This is a genomic window from Methylobacterium sp. J-090 (assembly GCF_022829345.1).
Taxonomy (GTDB): Bacteria; Pseudomonadota; Alphaproteobacteria; order Rhizobiales; family Beijerinckiaceae; genus Methylobacterium.
Genome location: NZ_JAKSXV010000091.1, coordinates 1 through 22,220, shown reverse-complemented (window position 1 = coordinate 22,220; position 22,220 = coordinate 1). Strand labels below are relative to the sequence as shown.

The 22,220-nt window shown below is 64.1% G+C and carries 17 protein-coding genes and 2 pseudogenes; 8 read left to right on the top strand and 11 right to left on the bottom strand.

Annotated features, from left to right (window positions below):
• Positions 1–34 precede the first annotated feature (34 nt).
• A complete protein-coding gene (locus tag MKK49_RS16240) occupies positions 35–916 on the top strand; it encodes a hypothetical protein (protein ID WP_244030243.1) in 882 nt (293 codons plus the stop codon).
• Between the two features lie 48 nt (positions 917–964).
• On the opposite strand, the pseudogene MKK49_RS16235 reads toward MKK49_RS16240, so the two are convergent.
• The 5 genes and pseudogenes from MKK49_RS16235 to MKK49_RS16215 form a co-directional block, all read right to left on the bottom strand.
• Positions 965–1,778: pseudogene (locus tag MKK49_RS16235) on the bottom strand (IS5 family transposase).
• 203 nt (positions 1,779–1,981) lie between these two features.
• Positions 1,982–3,067: a hypothetical protein gene (locus tag MKK49_RS16230; RefSeq protein ID WP_244030241.1), complete on the bottom strand. Its 1,086-nt coding sequence runs from the start codon at positions 3,065–3,067 to the stop codon at positions 1,982–1,984.
• Between the two features lie 117 nt (positions 3,068–3,184).
• On the bottom strand, positions 3,185–3,829 hold the full coding sequence (locus MKK49_RS16225) for a hypothetical protein (protein WP_244030239.1): 645 nt from the start codon (positions 3,827–3,829) through the stop codon (positions 3,185–3,187).
• Between the two features lie 214 nt (positions 3,830–4,043).
• Positions 4,044–4,838: a 2OG-Fe(II) oxygenase gene (locus MKK49_RS16220; protein ID WP_244030237.1), complete on the bottom strand. Its 795-nt coding sequence runs from the start codon at positions 4,836–4,838 to the stop codon at positions 4,044–4,046.
• A 77-nt stretch (positions 4,839–4,915) separates the two neighbouring features.
• Positions 4,916–6,109, bottom strand: a complete 1,194-nt coding sequence (locus tag MKK49_RS16215; protein ID WP_244030235.1) for a glycosyltransferase — start codon at positions 6,107–6,109, stop codon at positions 4,916–4,918.
• 107 nt (positions 6,110–6,216) lie between these two features.
• Between MKK49_RS16215 and MKK49_RS16210 the strand changes: the two genes are divergently transcribed.
• From MKK49_RS16210 to MKK49_RS16195, 4 genes are all read left to right on the top strand, one after another.
• Positions 6,217–7,263, top strand: a complete 1,047-nt coding sequence (locus MKK49_RS16210) for a hypothetical protein (RefSeq protein WP_244030233.1) — start codon at positions 6,217–6,219, stop codon at positions 7,261–7,263.
• 273 nt (positions 7,264–7,536) lie between these two features.
• Positions 7,537–9,219 carry a beta strand repeat-containing protein gene (locus tag MKK49_RS16205; RefSeq protein ID WP_244030231.1) on the top strand — a complete coding sequence of 561 codons (1,683 nt, stop codon included), beginning with the start codon at positions 7,537–7,539 and terminating at the stop codon, positions 9,217–9,219.
• A 218-nt stretch (positions 9,220–9,437) separates the two neighbouring features.
• A complete protein-coding gene (locus MKK49_RS16200; protein WP_244030229.1) occupies positions 9,438–11,177 on the top strand; it encodes a type I secretion system permease/ATPase in 1,740 nt (579 codons plus the stop codon).
• Between the two features lie 340 nt (positions 11,178–11,517).
• A complete protein-coding gene (locus MKK49_RS16195) occupies positions 11,518–12,915 on the top strand; it encodes an HlyD family type I secretion periplasmic adaptor subunit (protein WP_244030226.1) in 1,398 nt (465 codons plus the stop codon).
• Between the two features lie 15 nt (positions 12,916–12,930).
• On the opposite strand, the gene MKK49_RS16190 is transcribed toward MKK49_RS16195, so the two are convergent.
• Positions 12,931–14,007 (bottom strand): sulfotransferase family protein, encoded by a 1,077-nt coding sequence (locus MKK49_RS16190; protein WP_244030224.1) that lies wholly within the window; start codon positions 14,005–14,007, stop codon positions 12,931–12,933.
• 249 nt (positions 14,008–14,256) lie between these two features.
• On the opposite strand from MKK49_RS16190, the pseudogene MKK49_RS16185 reads away from it, so the two are divergent.
• Positions 14,257–14,508: pseudogene (locus MKK49_RS16185) on the top strand (IS630 family transposase); the annotation flags it as partial.
• Between the two features lie 237 nt (positions 14,509–14,745).
• Entirely contained in the window at positions 14,746–15,156 is a 411-nt protein-coding gene (locus MKK49_RS16180; protein WP_244030222.1) for a FadR/GntR family transcriptional regulator, read from the top strand.
• Between the two features lie 649 nt (positions 15,157–15,805).
• Here MKK49_RS16180 and MKK49_RS16175 read toward each other — a convergent pair.
• From MKK49_RS16175 to MKK49_RS16155, 5 genes are all read right to left on the bottom strand, one after another.
• Positions 15,806–16,333 carry a gamma carbonic anhydrase family protein gene (locus MKK49_RS16175; protein WP_244030220.1) on the bottom strand — a complete coding sequence of 176 codons (528 nt, stop codon included), beginning with the start codon at positions 16,331–16,333 and terminating at the stop codon, positions 15,806–15,808.
• 25 nt (positions 16,334–16,358) lie between these two features.
• Positions 16,359–17,159 carry an enoyl-CoA hydratase gene (locus tag MKK49_RS16170; RefSeq protein WP_244030218.1) on the bottom strand — a complete coding sequence of 267 codons (801 nt, stop codon included), beginning with the start codon at positions 17,157–17,159 and terminating at the stop codon, positions 16,359–16,361.
• Positions 17,156–18,382 (bottom strand): CaiB/BaiF CoA transferase family protein, encoded by a 1,227-nt coding sequence (locus MKK49_RS16165; protein ID WP_244030217.1) that lies wholly within the window; start codon positions 18,380–18,382, stop codon positions 17,156–17,158. Before MKK49_RS16165 ends, MKK49_RS16170 begins: the two co-directional genes overlap by 4 nt.
• A gap of 188 nt (positions 18,383–18,570) precedes the next feature.
• The gene (locus MKK49_RS16160; protein ID WP_244030215.1) at positions 18,571–19,863 is read right to left on the bottom strand and encodes an MFS transporter; all 1,293 of its coding nucleotides are present in this window, start codon (positions 19,861–19,863) and stop codon (positions 18,571–18,573) included.
• Between the two features lie 345 nt (positions 19,864–20,208).
• Positions 20,209–21,384 (bottom strand): pyridoxal-phosphate-dependent aminotransferase family protein, encoded by a 1,176-nt coding sequence (locus MKK49_RS16155; RefSeq protein WP_244030213.1) that lies wholly within the window; start codon positions 21,382–21,384, stop codon positions 20,209–20,211.
• 198 nt (positions 21,385–21,582) lie between these two features.
• On the opposite strand from MKK49_RS16155, the gene MKK49_RS16150 reads away from it, so the two are divergent.
• Positions 21,583–22,220, top strand: a 638-nt coding sequence (locus MKK49_RS16150) for a GntR family transcriptional regulator (RefSeq protein ID WP_409565090.1), incomplete at its 3' end; no start/stop codon positions are given.

The following is a 22,220-nucleotide window of genomic DNA, read 5'->3' as shown; positions in this document are numbered from 1 at the left end:
TCGAAAATTCTGATTCATTGGAGAGGCGTCTACTATGAGGCTATCAGGTAAGATCTTTTACAATTTTAACTTGGGTCCGGGGACTGAGCATCTAGTTGGTGAAATCTTATTTCCTTATGAAATCGAATTTAAAATTGATAACTCAGTGCTTTTATTCGGTCGATACTCCGTAGGTCTTTTAAAAAGAATTATTTTTTTGGCTAGCAATCCAAAGAGTCCGACTTTATTATTTAAATCAGGTGCCTTTTGCGAATCGCATCACTCATCGAAAATTATTGTAGGCGGAGAACACAATAATTTACTTAGTTTCAATCACTCTGTAGGAGTATATGGCAAGTTACTTACTAGCCAATTAGATGAATCGGATAAGAATCTGTTGGAAATCAAAACAAGTGGTGTTATATTAGGAAACGGCGTCATCATTTCTGCAAACTGCTGCGTCCTTGACGCCGCTGATATAGGTGACGGCACTTTATTAGCCGCAGGTGCGGTTGTTGAGAAAAGAACTCAAGCATTCAGCATCTATGGCGGTGTTCCTGCAAAGTTTATTAAAAAACGCTTAAATGATATTCAGATTGAGATTATAAGATCTTTACAAATTGAACGAATTCGTGGTCATTTAGTCGGCTTAATTCCATCTATAGTAAATGAAATTGAGCTTGGAAATGTCTCTATTAATGCGGCTAAGCGGTCATTAGAGTATATGGAAATTATACCCCGCCTGATAATTAGAGGATCGCGAGGTACAAATGACGAAATTATTGTAGGAGAAATTGAAAATTATATGCTTGGCGATTCATACATTACAGACCAATCTCAGATAAACCAATTAAATCAATACTTTGATCAATGTCGACGCAACGCAAGTAGCTTGGCTTGGTCTCCAGATGTGTTCCATACATTGAATATTTCATAATTGTTCAAAAGATATTCTTATAATAAAAATTTTTTCTAAGACCCTGTTTCATAAGGGTCGGGCCATCCGTCTGACGAGGATCATGGCTGCGGCGAGGACGAAGAAGGCGAGCGCAGAAGATGGAGTAGCCTCATGGTCGCGGGCCAGCCTGCGGCTGCGGGCGATCCAGCCGAAGCTCCGCTCGATGACCCACCGCCTGGGCTGCACTGCAAAGCCTTTCTGGCCCTCCTCGGGTTCGACGATTTCGACCGTGATGGTCGTGGCCGCGCCAACGCGCTCGCCTCGATTGGCACGATCGGCAAAGCAGTAGGCCAGGAAGGGGAACAGTCCACGCGAGGCTCGAAGTAGCAATCGCGCCGTGGCTGTCGTGCACGTCAGCGGGTGAGACCGCAGCCACGAGGAGGCGGCCGTCCGTGTCCGTAAGCGCGTGGCGTTTGCCCCCGACGACCCGCCGAGCCAGATCGTAACCGCGCTCGCCTGCCACCCCCACGCCACCCGAGCGGGCGGCTTGCGCATCGACGACACAGCCGATCGGGCTTGCCTCGCCCATACCCTCACGGTCGGCCATCGTGAGGGTATGGGCGAGGCGCTCGAACACGCTTGTCTGCAAGAGGCGCAAGAACCAGCAATACACCGTGCTCTACGGCGGGAAATCCAGCGGCAGATGTCGCCACGCGCATCCTGTCCGCAGCACGTACAGGATGTCGTCGAAGACCGCGCGCAGGGGCCGGCGCCGTGGGCGGCCTATGCTCGACGGCGCAGGCAGAAGCGGCGCAAGCACCGCCTACCCGGCATCGCTGAGGCTGGGTGCGTCAGGCAGGCTCTCGCGCGCAAGCTCGGCGCGGGCAGTGGGCGTCCACATCGGGGTTCCTAAGTCAGCGTCAGACACTCTCCCAACGCTCGCGATGCTCGCCGCTCACCCAAAAACTAAACTATTCTGCCTATTATGAAACGGGGTCTACGATCTATCTCAAGGGGCGGGACAAAACTCGTGAAAAAAAAGACGATGACGGCGAACACGACTACTGAAAAAACCGAAGAGATTTCGATGAGGGGAAATGTAAGTCAAGGAGCCTGAAACACTTCCTCGACCCATCCAGTACGAAGCCAAGCCGCCATGCGAGTGTGGCAGCGGAACCCACGTTCGCGGGCGAGGTCGGCGACGACGTTTTGACGATGATCGCCGTTCTGGACAGCGGATTCCTGGTTGATGCTGAGAAACAGGCCGCCCCGCCGGATGCGGTCGAGGTAGCGCCCCGCATCCGCCGGCGCCATCTCGGGCATGCTGTCGATGTTAATCACCACGTCCCAGTCCATGAATCGGCCCACGTCTTCGCCATAGGCGTTTGCGAGGGTGATTCCGGGCTCCGTGCGATAGCCGAAGCTGACCGCATCAGGTCCGAAGGCTGTGGAGAGCAAGATGTATTGCGGCACCAGGACCGGGGGAAGATCGACGATGGCGAAGCGGTTACAGCCCATGCACGTGGCGTAGTAGGCAAGGTGACCCGACCCGCCGCCGATTTCTAGCAGCGAAGGTGATTCGAAACCGAAATCGCGTGCGATTCGGTGCGCCCGCCAAGCTCCGTAAATTCCGTCGAAGTGGCGGTCGGAGTAGATCCCCTTCGCCAGACGCAAGCCGAATAGATCGCCGGCTTGCTGGGGTGGCGCCAGATCGAATCCGATCCGTTTCTCAATCGCCGCCATCAGGACGTCGAGGGCCTCGATGACGAAGTGGGTCTGTCCGTGCTCGCGGCTCTGCACCCGCCCGGCACCGACGGCTTCCGAAAGTCGTACGAAACGGTCGAGAATGATTCGCCCGACATGAAGGCGCGCCGCAGGATTGGTCGTCAGGGATTCGTGGACGAGATGGCCCTGCAAAAATCCATGGGTCAACGGCGTCGCGTAGAGCCGTTCCACGAGTTGCGCGGCGGCGACCGCGTCGTCGCTCGCAAGTTGGGCGAGGCTCTCGCCGTAGAGACCGGCGTAGTCGCTCCAGATCGAGTCATCATTGCGCGCGGCAGGCCCCAAGCCTTGGACGTAACCGCGAAGTCGAGCACCCGCGACTTCATCGAGACCGGTGCCTGTCCCGAACCCGAAAAGCTCGTCGCACAATCCCGTCCAGTCGGGGCGTCGGGAAAAGGGATGCGACACGCCTCAGAGGTTCCTTTTTAGTCGTTGAAGTTCGGACTCCACGCAGATCATAGGCCATCCCAAAAGACTCGGGTCGAACCCCGCTTGCGGCCGTCTGCGGAGAGGATGGGAACGTCCCTAAAGTGGCCAGGTCATCCGATCCTCGGCCGCATGGCCGCCGATACTGAGCGCCCGGCGGGTCGCACCGGGCTGGCGCAGGGGATGATCGAGGACGTGGAGACCGTACATCTGTTCGAGCCAGGGCTCGTCGGTGAACGGTCGGCGATAGCGCAGCGTTCTAAGGATATCGATTTTCCGCGACATCGACGCGTCGGCATTGAATTCGTCGATGGCGAGAAGCTGCCCGCACCAGCGGTTGCGGAACAGGCTACCAATGCGGGCCGGGCCGCCGATGGTGTCGTCGAAGTAGCACGGCACCACGGGGAGCAGGCAGTCGGCCTTCGCCCCTGAGAACAGCCGCAAGCAGTCGACGCTGGAGCGGTAGATGTCGACATCGACGCTGACGAAGCCGACCGGCATGTCCGGCGTCAGCTCCGCAATGAAGCCCGGCAGGGTCTCGGCGATGTCGCCCCACACCATGGTGGCGTGTTCGGACAGCGCGTCGGGGTCGCGGGTCGGGAAGTCGCCGGCCTGCCAGATCTCGGGATGGTCGCGGACATCGACCAGGGGCGGCAGGCCCGCCCCGGTGTCGAAGCCGTAGATGGTGAAGCGGACGCCGGTCAGCGCGGTGACCTTGGCGGCGAGCTCCGAGAGGGCACGCAAGCCGGCTCCCTCGGCGACGCCGAACTCGATGGCGGCGACGTGGTCGATGCCGCTGAAGCGCGCGACGTCCGCCGCCGTCAGCAGGCCGAACAGGTAGAACGGCCGGGTCTCGACGTCGTAGCGCGCCCGCTCGCGCAGGTCCGTCGAGGCGGCGGCGCGGGCGCGCTCGGCTAGCAGGAACTCCGGATAGCGCCCCGTGAGCGGCGGCAGGGCCTCAGACAGGGTTCGTCTCCTCGAGCTTCTTCCACTGCACCGTGCGGGGCGTCGCGTCGCCCTCTTCCGGGTGGCGCGAGTAGTAGAAGAACGCGAGCGACTTGCGGGTGCGCCCTTCCGGGCAGGCCAGCGGCTCGGGGTGACCGTGATGGGAGGTCGAGAGGGTGCTGAAGACGGCGAGCCGATTGAAGTGCGGCATCACCCGGGCTTCGCATTGCGTGGCGTCGCGGTTCCACAGCTGGAGGTCGCCGCCCCAGGACTCGTCCCAGTCCTTGTTAAGGTAGAGGATCGCGTTGAGCTTCCGGTAGAGCCCGAACGGCTCGATCATGTTGAAGTCGGCGTGGACCCGCAGTTTCCCGCCGGGCAGGATCTGGTGCATGCCGCCGCCGTTGAGGCACGGATCGGAGATGAGGTCCTTGAGACCCGTCAGCGTCTCCAGGAAGTGCAGGAACGTGTAGGAGTTAAAGGCGTAGCACATGTTGTGGATGAGCGGCGGCGCGCCCTCCATGCGCGAGGCGTGGCGCACGCCGAGCTTCTTCGGCTGGTTCACTGTGTCGCCCGCCTTCCAGTCGAACCACACCGGGTCGTCCACCCCCGGATAGGCCGCGTGGATGCGCTCGGCCACGTCCGCGGGCAGGAAGTTGTCGATCACCACGTGCGGGAAGGGGTGCGCGCCGTTGTAGCCGGGGGCGTAGTGCGCCGCCTTCTCCTGGAGGAACGCGTCCTCGAACTTGAAGAAGGGCTCGCCCAGTGGGGGGAGGGGAGCCGGGGCCGCTCGCTTGAAGAGGTTCAGCATCGACGCAACGTCTCTGGATCGGGCGCTCGGGCCGGGGTTTGCGATGTCGGTCCGCGCCGTGGCGGAATCGTGGCGACTCATAAGAGGGAGGCGATGAGCGCCTTCTGGCGCGGCAGGCAATGGCCGTGGAGGTCGTAGCGCTCCAGGATGGTGCGGCGCGCCTCCAGCCGGATGGCGTCGTAGTCGCGCGGGCGTTCCAGCACGGCGCGGACCCGCTCGGCGAGCGCGTGGGCGTCGTGGAAGTCGACGAGCAGGCCGTTGTGGCCGTCGACGATCACCTCCTCTACCGGGGGCGTGCGCGAGCCGATGACGAGGCACTCCGCCGCCATGGCCTCCAGCATCGACCAGGACAGGAAGTACGGGTAGGTCAGATAGATGTGCGCCGCGCTCACGTAGAGCACGTCGAGGAAGGTGGTGTAGGGCACCCGCCCGAGGAAGTGGACGCGGGTCGCGTCGATCTCCAGCTCGGCGAGCAGGCGCTGGCGGTGGGTCTCGCCGTTGGGCAGCGGGTTGCCGTAGGCCGGCTCGTCGGCCCCGATGATCACGAAATGCGCCTTCGGCCGGGTCTTGCACAATTCGGCGATGGCCCGGATCGCGGTGGGAAAGCCGCGCAGGGGCTCGAGCCCGCGCCCGACATAGGTCACCACCTCGTCGGCGCTCGTGAGCACGCGCCCGTCGGGGAGGGTGAGCTTGCCCCGCGCCGGGCGGCGGATCGACACCGTATCGATCCCGTCGTGGATCACGTTGAGCTTCTTCTGGATCGAGGCCGGGTAGCTCGCATACTGATAATGCATCGGCGTCAGGCCGGCGTCGCACAGATCGGCCGACATCACGTTGGCGGTGTTCTTCATCCGGAACACGAACGGCGCGTCGCGGTCCACGGGCTCGCTCGGCTCGAAGTCGGCGAGCGGCTTGGCGCGCAGGTACCACTCGAAATAGCCGAGCACCGGCACCTTCGGGTAGAGGTCCTTGACGTAGAGGAGCTCGCCCCAGCCCACGTGCCCGATGATGAGGTCGGGCACCACCTTGAGCTCGGTCTGGAGGTGGAGCAGCGCCTTCGTCACCTTCTGCGCGTAGGTGAAGTGCGCCATCACCGGCATCTCGTTCTTCACGTCGATCTGGTACTGGACCCGCGTCGTGCCCTTCGATTCGCCCTGCCCGGCGGTGATGAAGTAGACGTCGTGCCCCGCCGCCGCCATCGCCGGGGCGAGGTTGCGGAACTGCCCCGGGATGTTCTGATGCACGAAGGCGAGGACGGGCTTTTTCGACACGCGCGGACTTTCACGATGGCACAATCGACGCGCCCTATAGCGCACCGCCACATTCTCGGCCATTGCGGCCTGTAGCGACGCGAAACGAACGAGGGGCGCCGAGGACGATGCAACACCTGTTTTCGCGCTTCCTCGCGAAACCCGCCGGCAAGCTGGTGCCGGCCGAGGCCCCCGTGGTGGCGAAAACCACCGCGACCGCCCTGCCGCCCCTCAACATCCGCTATTACACCGACTACCCCACCTGCAACCTCGCCTGCTCCTACTGCGTCGCCGGCCACGGCACCACGTTCCAGAAACCGCCGACCTCGCGCTGGGACCCCGCCCGCTACCGCCGCGTCATGGCCAACGTCGCGCAACTCCCCTACGCCGTGAACATCCGCATCGGGGTGGGGGGCGAGTTCTTTGTATCAAAAGACCTCGTGGACGGCGCCCGCGTGCTGTCGCAGAGCCCGAACCTCCAGGCGCTTAACCTCATCACCAACCTCACCCTGTCGGTGGCGCAGTTCGAGAAGACCTTCGTCGGCTTCGACGAATCGAAAATAGCCATGGTGGCGAGCTTCCACCCCGAGCAGATCAAGGACCACGCCGACTGGTTCGACAAGGCGGCCACGTTCAGCCGCCGCTACGATTTCGCTGTCATCATGGTGGCGTTCCCCGAGTCGCTCACCGAGATTGCCGCCCACAAGGCCCGCCTTAACGAACGAGGCGTCGACGTGTTCATCCAGCCCTTCGTGGGCCCGCACAAAGAGGAGTGGTACCCGCAGGCCTACACCGAGGCCGAGCGCGAGACCATCAAGGCGATGATCTACTCGCGGCACGATTACGAGTACCTGCTGAACGCCAAGCGCCCCGGCGCCTGCAACGCCGGCTACCGGGCGATCTTCATCGACCCCATGGGCGTCGTCACCCCCTGCGGCATGGGCAAGTACCATGGCTCGCTCGGCAACCTCGCCGATTCGCCGGAGCTGACGCTCCGCGACGGCCCCGCCCCCTGTCCGTTCTCGTCGTGCCAGTGCGATACGGAGAACGTGAACACGGTGGAGTTCCACACACACTACGCGAAGAGCGGGGCCAACCAGCACCGCTACCGTTACCGATTCGAGGACCTCGCAGCCCTCGACGAGCGCTACGACGAGTGGAAGATTCATTACTAGGGAAAAACAAGTCTCCTCAGGGGCTTGTCCCTTGCCGATCTGTCCCGTTCCGGCGGAACCCTGTGATACTTCCACCACACGAATTTAAGGATTTCAGAGGCCTGTGCGGATGCCCCAGAATCCGGTTGCACCGCGTCGGATTTCCTGAAAAAAGTCACCAACCTTGAACGGGGCTTCTTCCTTGAGGGGGAACCGCCACGGTGGGTGTCGCGACACTGGCAACAATAGCCGGGTCACGAAGCGAATTTCTGCAGAAGACCCCAGGAGAGCTTTATGGCTAGCTTTATCTTCGACGGCTCGGCGAGCGTCACCGCCGCCAAGGCCGACAACGTGTTCATTACCGCCAACCCCGCTCTATTCGTCAGTGAAGCGCAGGTCGGCTCCAATGTCGTTCTGACCTACAGCAACGGCAACACCATCACTGTCACAGGCACGACCCTCGGCGACAACACCACCAACCTGCCCGGCGTGTCTCTTGCCAATGGTACGTTCGCTACCGGCGCAAATGTTGACGCGGTGACGGCTGGTCAGAACGGCCTCTTCTTCAATGGCACTAACGCTATTGCAACCGCTCCGCTGACGGGTACGGGTGCTTATACTGCAAACAGCGTTCATGCGATCTTCGGTGGCCTCGGCCGGTCAGACTCGGTGGATGGTGCTGATTCGATCCAGATTGGCGGCAAGGGCAGCTTCCTCGTTTATGGCAACGCGGGCGCCGACATCATTTCTCAGGGTGTTGCCGGTACGGGAACTGTTGCCACGGGCGGCAACGCCTTCGACTCCACGAGCTTCGTGACTGTCTTCGGCGGCAAGAACGACCTCGGCAACGACTCGATCCTTCTCGCCAATACCTCCAACTCCGGCGCCAAGATGGCGATCTACGGCGGTGAGGGTACCGACTCGATCAACATCTTCAACACGGGCACCTCCGCCAACACCGCCATCTTCGGTGGCCAGGGCGCGGCTGATTCGACCGATCTCGCGGACTCGATCGCCTTCAACGGTGGCGGCACCGTGAGCATCTTCGCTAACGCTGGCAACGACGTCGTCACCCTTGGCAACTTCGGTGCGGCCGGCAACGGTCTCGACAGCACCGCTAACGTCACCGTTCACGGCGGCATTGGCTCCGACAACATCGCGATCAAGGTCAACAACGTCGCTGCGACTGTCGTTGCTTACGGCGACGAGAACACTCCCGGCACGGCCAATGCCGACTCGATCAGCGTGACGGGCACCACCGGCACGACGGTTATCTACGGCGGCACTGCTGCTGCTGACTCGAATGACAACGCCGACGTGATCACCTACTCGGGTCAGGGCACTGCGACCATCTATGCGGGTGGCGGTGACGACTCGGTTGTGATCAACACCACCGGTACCTTCATTGATGCCGCTGGCACTGCAACCGCCAACAATGGCGCGGCTGCTACGGCCAGCTCGTCGAGCAACACCACGGTCTTCCTCGGCAATGGTAACGACTCGATCAACATTCTGAACACGGGTAACGGCCTCACCGCCGCCACCGGTACTCAGACCGTCACCGGCGGTGCAGGTAGCGATACCTTCACGATCGGTTCGAACACGAACTCTGCCACTGCCACTGTCTCTGCTCAGGGCTCTGGCACCGGCATCACGATCACTGACTTCACCGTCGGCGTTGATGTCCTGAAGGTCAACAACGGCACCACGGCAGCGGCGACCGTAACGGTTTCTAACGTCGCCGCTGGCGGTTCTCTCCAGCAGGCATTGGATCTCGCTGCCAACAACGCAACGGGCAATGCGGCGAACGGCACTGCGGCGGCTGGAACGGTTTCGGTCGTGGCTTTCAATGGCGACACCTACGTCGTCGTCAGCAACGACACTGCTTCGGGCTTCCAGGCTAACAGCGATCTCGCCATCAAGCTCACTGGCGTGACCGATGCAGCCACGGTCGCCGCGAATATCGTGGTCGTCTAAACCCGACAACCTCTGAAGCTTTTTTAAGGATGGGCAGCGAAAGCTGCCCATTTTTTCTGCGTATAGTACTCCGATAATCTGGCAGATTGTTTGATCTGAGGCATCGCGGCGATGCCGAATTTGGCCGCATTAGTAATTGAGAGTGAATCCCGTGTTGGTCGAGCGCCGCACATAGCTTGACACTAAGACGCACACAATGGCTCTGCCCGGAAGCTACCATGTCAAAACCAAAGCCAAATCTGCTTGATCAAGCTTTGCGGGCTTCATTTAAGCCGTTAGGGTATGCTTTTCTATTCAGTCTTATTATCAATATTCTTTATCTTTCCCTGCCGCTTTATATGGTGCAGTTGTACGGTCGCGTCTTTGCAAGCCAAAGCATCGCAACGCTTGTGATTATGGCAGCCAGTGTTACAGGCGCATTTCTAATTTCAGCGATTGTTGACCATTATAGGTCAAGCCTCTTGATTCACTTTGGTGTTTTATTTGATCGCTTGCTTTCACGCCATGTATTTGGTGCACTCTTCGCTGCAGAGCTAAAAAGCAACGCTGGTCAAAGCCAAGTTGTGCGGGACCTCGACGTGTTCCGTCAGACGTTGACGGGCAGTGGCATGGCCGTCTTTTTCGATCTTCCTTGGCTGCCGATTTTCATGGGCGCCTTATTTCTCATTGATCCTTGGGTCGGCCTCCTGTGCCTCGTCGGTGGTCTCATTTTGCTGGGCTTGGCAATCTTGCAGGATCGCGTATCGCGCACGGCTCTGAACCATGTGAATAGTGCCGCCATTCGAGGTTATCAGTTCACCGATATGGCTCTTCGCAACGCCGAGGTTGTCAAGGCTCTTGGTATGCTGCCTGCTTTGACGAAGCGTTGGCAGGTAGATCGCCTGACGATGATTGAGGGACAGGCTCACGCGAGTGAAGTTGCAGGAAAAATCGGCGAATTAATTAAATTCACGCGCATGTTAATCCAAGTCTTGGTACTAGCGCTTGGTGCGTTTCTTGTTCTTAAGCAAGTCATCGGACCCGGCGTACTTTTCGCCAACATGATCCTGTCATCGAAGGCCCTTGCGCCGTTCGAACGTGTTGCTGGCTCCTGGCAGAGCCTTGTCGAAGCGCAGCAAATTTACAAACGCCTGACGAATCTTCTCGACGGCTATGAGCCAAACCCTGTCTTCACAGCGATGCCGCGTCCGACAGGCTTGGTTGAGGTCCAAAGCCTCACCTTCTCGCTGCCAAACGCCAAGGAGCCGCTTCTTAAAAACATGTCCTTCACGCTTCAGCCCGGCGAAGCGCTGGGCATCATCGGCCCCTCGGGTGCCGGCAAATCGACCCTGACGCGGATGCTCATCGGCATCTGGAAGCCGACGGAGGGCCATGTCCGCTTCGACGGCATGGAGGTCCATGCCTGGGACCGCGCCGCCTTCGGACGCCATGTCGGCTACCTGCCCCAGGACACGGAGCTGTTCACCGGCACGGTGCGCGACAACATCGCCAGGTTCCGCACCGACGTCTCCGACGAGGCAGTGACCCGCGCCGCCCAGGATGCCGGCATCCACGACCTCATCGTCCGCCTGGAGAAGGGCTACGAGAGCGAACTCGGCGCCTCCGGCACCACGGTGTTCTCGGTGGGCCAGCGCCAGCGCCTCGGCCTCGCCCGCGCCCTGCTGGGCGACCCCAGCCTCGTTGTTTTGGACGAGCCCAACGCCAACCTCGACACCGAGGGCGAAGCGGCACTCCTCGACGTGCTCGGCGCTCTCAAGGCCCGGGGCGTCACCGTGGTCATCGTCTCCCACCGGGCGAGCGTGTTCCGCCACGTCGACAAAATCCTGTTCGTGCGCGGCGGCGAGGTCCAGTCCTTTGGCGAGCGCGACGTGATCCTGGCCCAGCTCATGGCCCCCGCCACGGTGCCGGGCACCGCCGAAACCCGCGCGGCGCCGCCTGCGGCGGCGGCGCAGGGCTGAGCGCATTCCCTCTCCCCGACCGAAATCAGGCCTGCCCGATTTCGATTTTTCCTGCCAATCTTGGGCAAGCCCGAGAATGGTGGGGAGAGGGCCGCGACGACCTCGTCGTCGGCGTGGGCCAAGGCGGCAGCCGAAGGTGAGGAGGCGTCTCCGTTCGAGGCTCTTCCGGAGGCGCCCCCTTACCTTCGCTTCGGCTCACGCCTCCGCTCACCGGAGGCACAGCAAGGTGCCTCCGGTCCTCTCCCCGCAAGCGGGGAGAGGGGAACCCCGCGCCCGCCCAACATCGGCCGCAGACCGGCCGCACCACACGAATCAGACTTGCGCCCAACGAGGCACCGCGATGAAACTCCCCGCCCCAATCGGCCAGACCCTCGGCCGCATCGTGCCCGCCAAGATGTCGGCCTTCGCCCTGGCGCCCGCCGCCGAAGAGGCGGAGATCCTGCGCGAACTCGAAGCGCGTGTCCGAAAGCCCATCGTCGCCGGCATGGCCGTGGTGGTGGTGTTCGTGCTCGGCACCTTCGTGTGGTCGGCCGTGGCGAGCCTGCACGGTGCTATCGTCACCCCCGGCTACCTCCGGGTGGAATCGAGCCGCAAGACCATCAAGCAGCGCGACGGCGGCGTGGTCCGCGAGATCCTCGTGAAGGAGGGCGACACGGTCAAGCAGGGCGAGGTGCTCATCCGCATGGACGACGCCATACCCCGCGCCCAGGCCGAAGTGCTGGCCTCCGGCCTCGACGGCCTGCTGGTGCAGCGCGCCCGCCTCTACGCCGAGCGCGATGGTGCTGCCACCATCACCCTGCCGAAGGAGATCCTGGCGCGCGCGTCCGAGCCGGAGGTCGCCATGATCATCCGCGACCAGGAAAATATGTTCAAGACCCGCAAGGCGGCCCTGGAGAGCCAGGTCGATGTGTTGAAGAAGCGCATGGACCAGTCAGAGACCCGCCTCGCGGGCTTAGATGCCACCATCAAGTCCATCGAAAGCCAGTCAGCCCTTATCCAGGACGAGCTCGTCGGCGTGCAGTCGCTTTACGAGAAAGCCCTGGTGCCCAAAGCCCGAGTGCGCCAGCTCGAGCGCTCGGCCGCCGAACTCGTGGGCAACCGCGGCGCCCAGATCTCCGAGGTCGCCCGCACCAAGGAACTCATGAGCGAATCCGAGTTCCAGATCGCCAGTATGCGCCAGACGCGCAACTCCGAGGTGGCCGAGGCGCTGCGCGACGTCCAGGCCAAGATCAACGACACGATGCCCCGCCTCCACGCCGCCCGCGAGACCCTCGACATGGTCGAGGTCCGCGCCCCCGACGACGGCTACGTCCTCAACCTCACCCAGTTCACCAAGAACGGCGTCGTCGCCCCCGGCGAGCGCCTCATGGACATCGTCCCCACCGACGCGCCCCTGGTGGTGGAGGCCAAGCTCAAGCCCGACGAGGCCTACGAGGTGACGCAGGGCATGAAGGCCCACATCCAGCTCGCCACCTACGAGGCCCGCCAGCTGCCGCCGATTCCCGCCATCGTCACCAAGGTCTCGGCCGACCGCCAGCAGGACCAGCGCACGGGCGAGCCCTACTTCACCGTTGAGCTTAACATCGAGCCCGAGGCTCTGAAGGATCTCGTCAAGCACGTGCGCCTCTACCCCGGCATGTCGGCCACCGCCATGATCGGCACCGGCGAACGCACGGTCCTCGACTACGTCACCGCCCCCGTGCGCGATTCGCTCCGGGGGGCGCTCCGGGAGCGCTAAGCGCCCGCCTCAGGGTCAATCGGTCGAACGGCGCCGCAACCATCCTAGCGGCGCCGTTTTCTTTTGAGCCGCCATTGTCAGCTGATTTTCAAGGTCGGCAATCCGCTCGTCGCGCAGCCGCAGCGCGTCCTGCGCCATGGCGAGATCAGCCTCAAGGCCAGGGATCAGCATGTTGCGGCCCTGCGCGTCCTCGAACCCCTTGTTCGTCGCGGCGAGCGCCGGAACGAACGCACCACATGCCGTTTCGAATGCCGCGTGGACCCGGTCCAAGACGTCGGAATCCGGGACCTGCGCCGTTCCATCAGGGGCTTGGATCGTTCCGCGTGCATAGGCTGTGATGGTGTCCCGGAGCCATTCGTGGAGATGATTGAGACTACCGGACTCGGCCCGACTGCGCCGAAGATCCGGGTCGACGAAGGCTTCGAGCGCCGCGAAATCCGCCTCCGCCTGGTGGGGCAGGGGGAGCTGCAAGGTGTCGACAACGCGCCTCATCACCGTCCGTTCGTCGGCGAGAAGGTCCTCGTAATGGAGGAACACGCGGCGCATGCCGCGGCTCTCCCGCTCGGCTTCCAGCATGTAGCGCAGCCACGCCATATGACTGTTCGGCAGGGGAAATCCATCTCGCACATGAAGCGAGCGCGCCACCTCATCGGGGTGACGGAACGGTAGAACACCGACGATGTCGAGGTTGAGGATTTCTCCGACCCGGCGCCAGAGCGGGATGAGCTTACAGGTCCGCGGGTCCTTCACGACAAAGAGCGGCGCGTCCCCGAACTCCTCTTGGACGATCCCGACGAGCTCGTCGACGAACGGCTGCGCGGCGGGAGTATTGTACCAGGCATCGGGAAATTGGTCCCAGTCCCACCAGCGCATGCCAGCGGAGGCCAGCACCCGATCGTGCAAGGAAACAATCTCTTTCGGTTCAAAATGGCCTTTCGGATTGTCCTCGGACAGTCCGAGGCCGGTTGCCGGCATGGTTGCGCCTAAAATCCCCAACGCCCCGGCAACGGTTGACGTGCCGCTACGATGCATCCCGATCACGAGGACGAGGGTCCGCCGATTGTTCTCGCTTTCGGATTCCCTCACACTCATTCGACGCTCACCTCATTGTCGGGGCCTCAGACCACCGTCTATCGCTACCAGCGCGGTTGAACCATCCCCCAGCGTTCCTTCCCGAGCGCGCGTTATGTCATATTTCCGGCCCGGCTCATTGAGCCTCTCGGTGGGCATGAGTTGAGCATATTGTGGCCTATTCAGCGGTCGAGGTAGAAAGACGCTGGTAGCACCGCGGCCTGTGGTTGACCGTGGCTCAGGCACGGAAGTGAGCGACGGGAAGACCGCTTTCAAAAAGACTTCCCCAACCACCTGGCGCAGATCGCGCAGGTTGTCGGCGGCCAGCCCGTAGAGGTCTGGTTCTTCGACAAGGCGCGGGTCGGCCACAAGAACTCGCTCATCCGGCGCTGGGCCAAGCGCGGAACGCGACCGCGACCCTCGGCCCCCAAGGATCGGCGCACGCAGTCCGCCTACATCTTCGGGGCGATCTGCCCGACCAGAGGCGTCGGTGCTGGTTTGGGTGTGCCCCGTTGCAGCACGTAGGCCATGCCAGGGATCTCGGCGGCTCCACGGACAGCGGCATCGACCCGGCCGGAAGCCTGCGTGCTGATCCTCAAATCACGGATGTATTGCAAGCCCGTCCTCGAGCCCATCGCCCGCGCGGTGGTGGAATACGCGATCCGAGGCGTGACGAGCTCGGATGACGGACTGTTCCCCTTTGAAAAGCTCGCCCGCCCAATCTTCCCCCCTCGACGCCGACGTCGCGTGGACGCTGCGATGAGCGAGACACCGGCCCCGATGTGGCGGATCAAGCTGTCGGACCAGATCGCCGAGGATCTCTCCCACCGCATCGCCCGCGAGCGGCTAACGCCGGGGGAGCGCCTGCCGAACGCGCGCGCCCTGATGCAGCGTAAAGGCCGCGCCAAGGGCACGATCCGCGAGGCTCTGAAATCCTTGGAGGTCCAGGGACTGGTGACCACGCCATCCGGCCCCAATGGCGGCCCGGAGATCCGCCCAATCTCAGTGAAGGCCGCCCAGCAGCTGCGCCGCTTTTTGCATTTCCAGGAACTCGACTTCGCTCAGGTCTACGCCCTGCGCCAGGGCCTGGAGGTGGCGCTGGGGGCGAGCGTGGTCGGGCGCCTCGGCGCGGGCGATTTCGCGCATCCGGAGGCGAACATCGCCGCCTGAGAAGCCGCCAACGCGGAGGGCCGGCGCGGGGGCGACCGTATCGTCGAGGTCGATTTCAACGACATCATTTCGACGCCAGCGACAACCCGCTGCTGACCTTCATGTGCTGGTTCCTCAACAGCCTGCTGCGAGACCTTGTGGAATTCCGCAGCGAAAGTCTGACTGAGCACGAGGCCTTCGGCGCCCACAACCTCGCCGGCCGCTGCGCCCTTCTCTCAGCCTTCCGAGCTGAGGACGCTGACGCCGTGCGCCGCGAGATGCTACGAGCACATGTGCTGCGCCGAGCACTTCATGCAGCGCCTCAACGCGAAGTTCCGCAAGGAGTTCTTGAGCACGCGGCCCCCCGGCGCCCGCGCGGCGGAATAGAAGCGCTGCCGGAGCCCTCCGCCCCACGAAGGCAGGACAGTCGCTAATGGTTTCGCCCGTCATTCCGGGGCGCCGCAGGCGAGACCGGAATCCAGAGCCGCCGACGGCGTCAAACCTTGCGAACGCTGCGTGTCTGGACCTCGGGTTCCCCTCTACGGCCCCGGGATGACGGAGCGGCAAGGGATTCCTGACAGCCGGAGACGTGACATGCGATCGCCCTGCCGCAAGGGGGAGACACGTTTGATCCTGGTCCGTGCGGGCTCGCGACCCGCCGGAAAACACCTCACAGCGCCCGCAACTCCGCCGCGAAGCGTCGCCCATTGGCGACATAGTTCTCCGCCGTTCGCGCGAGTTTGGCCGCCGCCTCCGGCTCCAGGGATCGCGCCACCTTCGCGGGCGCGCCGACGATGAGGCTGTTGTCGGGAAACACCTTGCCCTCCGTCACCAAGGCATTCGCGCCGATGAGGCAGTTGCGGCCGATGCGGGCGCCGTTGAGGATGGTGGCGCCCATGCCCACCAGGGTTCCGGCCCCGATGGTACAGCCATGCACGATGGCGCGGTGTCCGATGGTGACGTCCGCGCCGAGATCAAGCGGAAAGCCCGGGTCGGCGTGCAGCACCGCCCCGTCCTGGATGTTGCAGCGGTCGCCGATCCGGATCGTGTCGTTGTCGCCCCGCAGAACCGCCCCGAACCAGATGCTGACGTCGCGGCCGAGATGGACCTGACCGATCACATGCGCGCCGGGCGCGATCCAGGTTGTGGCTGCGTCGGTGAGCTGCGGCTGGTGGGGTCCGAGGGCATAGAGGGTCATGCACGCATCCTTAAGGCGCGAGGGGTCAGGCGCCCGTCCAGACGGCCGGGCGCTTGGCGAGAAAAGCCTCCACGCCGGCGGCGAAATCCCGGCTGCCGTAGCATTCCGCGATGAGATCCGTGGCCGAGGCGTGACTGTCCTGGGCGAGGCGGCGCAGCATGGCGCGGGTCACCCGCATCGTCACGGGGGCATGGCCGAGGAGCCGCTCGCAGGTCGCGGCGACTTCGGCGTCGAGGGCGCCGGCCTCGGCCACGGTCGCGAGGTAGCCCAGCGGAGCCAGGGTCTCGGCGCTCGGCATCTCGGCGAGCAGCAGCATGCGGCTCATGAAGCTCGGCCCCAGGGTTGCCGTCAGCCGGCGCAGGTTGGCGGGCGAGAGGCAGTTGCCGAGCGTGCGGGCGATGGGCACGCCGAAGCGGGCGCCGGCTTGCGCGATGCGGATATCGCACGCATTGGCGATGGCGAGCCCCCCGCCGACGGCGAACCCCTCGATCACCGCCACGGTGGGCACGCGGCATCGTTCCAGCCCGTCGATGTAGGCGTCGATGCGGGCCTCGTAGGCGACGCCGTCCGCCCCCGTGAAGCCGGAGAACTGCTCGATGTCGGTGCCCGCCACGAAGGCCTTGCCGCCGGCGCCGCGCAAAACAGCGACGCGCACGGAGGCATCGGCCTCGATCCGCGCCAGACCTTCGGCCAGAGCGTCGTACATCGCGAACGTCATCGCGTTGCGCGCGCCCGGCCGGTCGAAGGTGAGATGGGCGACCCCGCCCTCCACGCGGTAGCGGACCGCGCCCTCGTCCCGGGCGCTTATCGCTTCAGGAGGATTCATGCGGCGAAGGCTCCGCCCTGGCGCAGCACTTCGATGGCCTCGGCCGAGAGGCCGAACTCCGTCAGGATCTCGTCCGAATGCTCGCCCAGCAGGGGCGCATGCCGGCGCACCTGCGCGGGCGTGCCCGAGAGCTTCACCGGAAAGCCGATATTCGGCACGGTCCCCTCATGGGGGTGGGGCACGTCGATCCGCATCTCGCGGTGGCGGCCATGCGCGCTCTCGAAGGCTTCGGGATAGGTGTTCATGCGCCCGGCCGGGATGCCGGCGGCGAGCAACTCGCTGACCCAGGTCTCCGCGTCCTTGGCGGCGAAGCTCGTCTCCAGTTCGGCGATCAGCGCCGCGCGGTGAGCCAGACGCCCGGCGATGTCGCGAAAACGGTCGTCGGCGATGAGGTCTTCGCGGCCGAGCACCTCGCAGAGCAGGCGCCAGAGCTTCGCGTTCGTCGCCCCCATCACGAAGTAGCCGTCCGCCGCCCGCACCGCCTGATAGGGCGCGCTCATGCGGTTGGCGGTGCCCAGCGGCTCCGGCACTTGCCCCGTGCCCCAGTATTCGGAGATGTCCCAGATCGAGAAGGCCAGCGCCGAATCGAACAGGGAGGCGTCGATATACTGACCCTCGCCGCTCGCCTGCCGGCCGATATACGCGCTGAGGATGCCGTAGACCGCGAACAGCGCGCAGCCGATATCGGCCACCGGCACGCCGGCCTTGACCGGCGGCCCGCCGGGATGGCCCGTCACGCTCATCACGCCGGACATGGCCTGGGCCATCAGGTCGTAGCCGGGGCGCTTGGCCCAGGGGCCGGTCTGGCCGAAGCCCGAGATGCTGGCATAGATCAGGCCCCGGTTGCGCGCCCGCATCGCCTCGTAGCCGAGGCCGAGCCGGGCCATGACACCGGGGCGGTAGTTCTCGACCACGATGTCGGCGCCCTGCGCCATGTCGAGCAGGAGGTCGCGGCCCGCCGGGCTCTTCAGGTTCAGGGCGAGGCTGCGCTTGTTCCGGTTCATGTTGAGGAAGCCCATGCTGTCGGGGCCCTTCATCTTGAACCCCATGGCGCCCCGCGTCTGGTCCCCGGTGCCGGGCGGCTCGACCTTGATGACGTCGGCGCCGAGATCCGCCAGCAGCATGCTGCAGACGGGGCCGGCCATCACCTGCGTCACGTCGAGGACGCGCAGGCCGGCGAGGGGAAGCGGACGGGAGGGCGTATCGTGCACGGGTTCATCCATCGTGCTCGGTTCCTGTGTTGGGCTCCGCGCGGCTCTCCTCCCCAGAGGATCTCGGGCTTGGCCCGAGATCCATCCAGCTTTTGGGGAGGCGTTGGCGGTGGGGGTGATTCGGGTGATCCTCAGGGCGGCGGCGGTCAGCGGCGCCACCCAACCCCGACCCCTCACCACAAGGGGGAGGGGGACACGCCCTACTCCGCGGGAACGGGCCGCCCGACCGGCAGCGCCGGCTCCTCCTCGAAGGGGCGCTCCGGGTGCATGGTGAAGGCCAGCCCGGCGCCCAGCAGGCAGAGGCCGATGGAGCCGACGAAGGGCAGGGTCCAGTTCCCCGTCATGTCGACGATCATCCCGAAGACGATCGGCGAGATGATGGCCGCCACCGCCGAGCCGGTGTTCATCAGGCCCGCCGCCGTGCCCGAATATTTCGGCGCGATGTCCATCGGCACCGACCAGATCGGGCCGATGACGAGTTCGGCGAAGAAGAAGCCCGAGCTGAGCAGCAAGGCCACCAGGGTCAGGTCTTTCGTGAAGAACACGCCCGTGAGGCTCGCCGCCGCCCCGAGGAAGCCCACGACGATGACGCTGAGCCGGGCAAGCTTGAGGTTTCCGGTGCGCTTGAGGATGCGGTCGCTGAAAACGCCGCCCAGGGTGTCGCCGACGACGCCGGCGAAGAACACGCCCGAGGCGAACAGGGCCGAGCTCTTCAAATCGAGCCCGTAATTGAGTTTGAAGAAACTCGGAAGCCAGCCGAGGAACAGCCACAGGGTCCAGCCGTAGCAGAAATAGGTCAGCGTCACCGGCAGGATGCGCATGGTCAGGCCCCCCCAGGGAATGGTCTGCTTGGCGCCGACCTTGCGCGGCTCCGGCAGGACCGCGAGTTCCTCCGGGGTGATGCGGGGGTGATCCTTCGGATCGTCGCGGAAGTAGAGGTACCAGACCACGACCCAGGCAAAGCTCGCCGCGCCGAGGACGACGAAGCCCAGGCGCCAGCCGACATGGTAGATCAGGAAGGCGACGATGGGGGGTGCCACGGCGTTGCCCAGCCGCGCGAAGGCATGGGTGATGCCCTGCGCGAAGCCGCGCTTGCCCGGCGCCGTCCAGTTCTGCATGGCACGGGTGGCGGTGGGGAAAGTCGCGCCCTCGCCGAAGCCTAGCAGCACACGGGCGAGGAACAGGCTGACCAGCCCGCCCACGAACCCGGTGAGGATCGTCGCCGAGGCCCAGATCAGGCCACAGACGAGGAGGGTGCGGCGGGCGCCGAACTTGTCGCCGACCGAGCCGCCGATGACCTGGAATATGGCGTAGGGATAGGCGAAGGCGGACAGGATCAGGCCGAATTGGGTGTTCGACATCCCGAGATCCTTCATGATCTCGCCGCCCGCCGTGGCGATGTTAACCCGGTCGAGATAGGTGACGAAGTACATCAGGCAGAGCAGGAACAGCACCATGTTCGACGCGGAGACGCGTCTTTTGGCAGGCGTCATCGGGGTTTCCTCCGGTTGAACGCGCCACCCCGCCCGATCTGATTGCCGAGTTCATCGGGTGCGCGCGTGGGGGTGTATTGGGTCGATGGTCGTCCGTTTCGCTTCGGTACTCGCGTTTGGCGCTCCGTCATCCCGGGGCCGCGCAGCGGAGCCCGGGCCCCAGAACCGCAGGTCGTGCAAGATTTTACGCTGCCGGCGGTCTGGGTTACGCGCCTCCGGTGCGCCCCTTCGGGCCTGGGCTCGCCTGTGGCGACCCGGACTGACAGTGGGTGTCATCTGCAATCCCCCCAACCAACTTGATGGATCTCGGGCAAGCCCAGGATCCACCGGGGAGAGAACGCCTTCTCAATCGTCCAGCCCGGAGCGCAGGGCGTCCATGGCCGCCAGGACACCGCCGCGCTTGTGCGGAACGCGCCCCGCCTTGAGGCCCATCTCGACGCCGGACAGGGCTCCCATCAGCATCAGGTCGTTGCACTCGCCGAGATGGCCGATGCGGAAGACCTTGCCGGCGACCTTGGCCAGCCCGGTGCCGAGGGAGAGGTCGTACTTCTCCAGGATGAGGTTGCGCAGGGCGTCGGCGTCGTGGTCCTCGGGCATCACCACGGCGGTGAGCACGGGCGAATACTCTGACGGCTCCTGGCACAGGATCTCAAGGCCCCAAGCCTCCACGGCCGCGCGGGTGGCAGCGGCCAGGCGCTGGTGGCGGGCAAACACCTGCGGCAGCCCCTCCTCCAGCAGCATGGCGATGGCCTCGCGCAGGCCGTAGAGCAGATTGGTGGCCGGCGTATAGGGAAAGTAACCGGCAGCGTTCGGCTTCAGCATCTCCTGCCAGTCCCAGTAGGAGCGCGGCAGGGTGGCGGTCTTCGTCGCGGCCAGGGCCTTGTCCGAAAGGGCGACGAGGCCGAGCCCCGGCGGCAGCATCAGGCCCTTCTGCGAGCAGCTCACCGAAACGTCGACGCCCCAATCGTCGTGGGCGTACTCGGCCGAACCAAGGCCCGAGATGGTGTCGACCAGGAACAGGGCGGGGTGATTGGCCCGGTCGATGGCCTTGCGGATCTCGGCGATTCTGCTCGTCGCGCCCGTCGAGGTCTCATTGTGGACCACCATCACGGCCTTGATCGACTTCGCGCGGTCCTCGGCCAGGATCGCCTCGACCTTGGCCGGGTCGACGCCGCGGCGCCAGTCGCCCGGCACGAACTCGACTTCGATGCCCCAACGCGCCGCCATCTGCCGCCACAGGGTGGCGAAGTGGCCGGTCTCGAACATCAGCACCCGGTCGCCCGCCGAGAGGGTGTTGACGATGGCCGCCTCCCAGGCGCCCGTGCCCGAGCCCGGATAGAGGATCACCGGCGCGCGGGTCTGAAACACGGCCTGCGCCCCCTCCAGCACGGCCCGGCCGAGCTTGGCGAAATCCGGTCCGCGATGATCGATCACCGGCATGTCCATGGCCCGCAGGACGCGCTCGGGCACAGGGCTCGGCCCCGGAATGTGCAGGAAGTGGCGTCCGGTCCGTGTCGTCATCGGGTCCTCGCGGGCATGGGGCTACAGCGTGGCGTCGCGTGACGGCCGATTACCGTCGATCCGCGTGCGATCGTCGGCGATTCATGGCGCCGCTGTATTGGTCGACCAAGAATTTGCATTCATTTTTTGTCGACACAAGCATTATTTTGCGAACGATGCCGCTCGACCCGGTCTCGGCAGGCTGGTAGATGTGGAACGATGATGCTGGATACCGTCCTAGATACCGCGGTGGCCGATGAGAGCGCCGTCGCGCCGCCGGTTGCGTTGGCGAGCGCATCCCTGCACGGCACGCTGCTGGCGCAACTGCGCGACTACATCGTCGAGGGAAATCTCGCCCCCGGCGCGCGAGTGCCTGAGCGGGCCCTGTGCGAGCGCTTCGGCATTTCGCGCACGCCGTTGCGGGAAGCCCTCAAGGTCCTGGCCTCCGAAGGGCTGATCGACCTTCTGCCCAATCGCGGCGCCCGGGTGCGCCAGCTCGATGCCGGCGAGATGGTCGCGCTCTTCGACGTCATGGGCGGCCTTGAGGCCCTGGCCGGCCGGCTCGCTTGCGAGGAAATCACCGAGACGGCCTATGCCGAGATCGAGCGCCTGCACCACGCCATGTACGCGTCGTATCTGCGCCGGGACCTCCACGGGTACTTCGCCGCCAACCAAACCATCCACGACCGGATCGTCCAGGCAGCCGACAACGAGCCCCTGGCGACGACCTACGCCAATTTCGCCGGGCGCTTGCGTCGGGTGCGCTACGCCGCCAACCTCGACAAGGACCGGGATCGCTGGGGTGAGGCCATGCGCGAGCACGAGGAAATCCTCGACGCCCTGCACCGCCGGGCCGG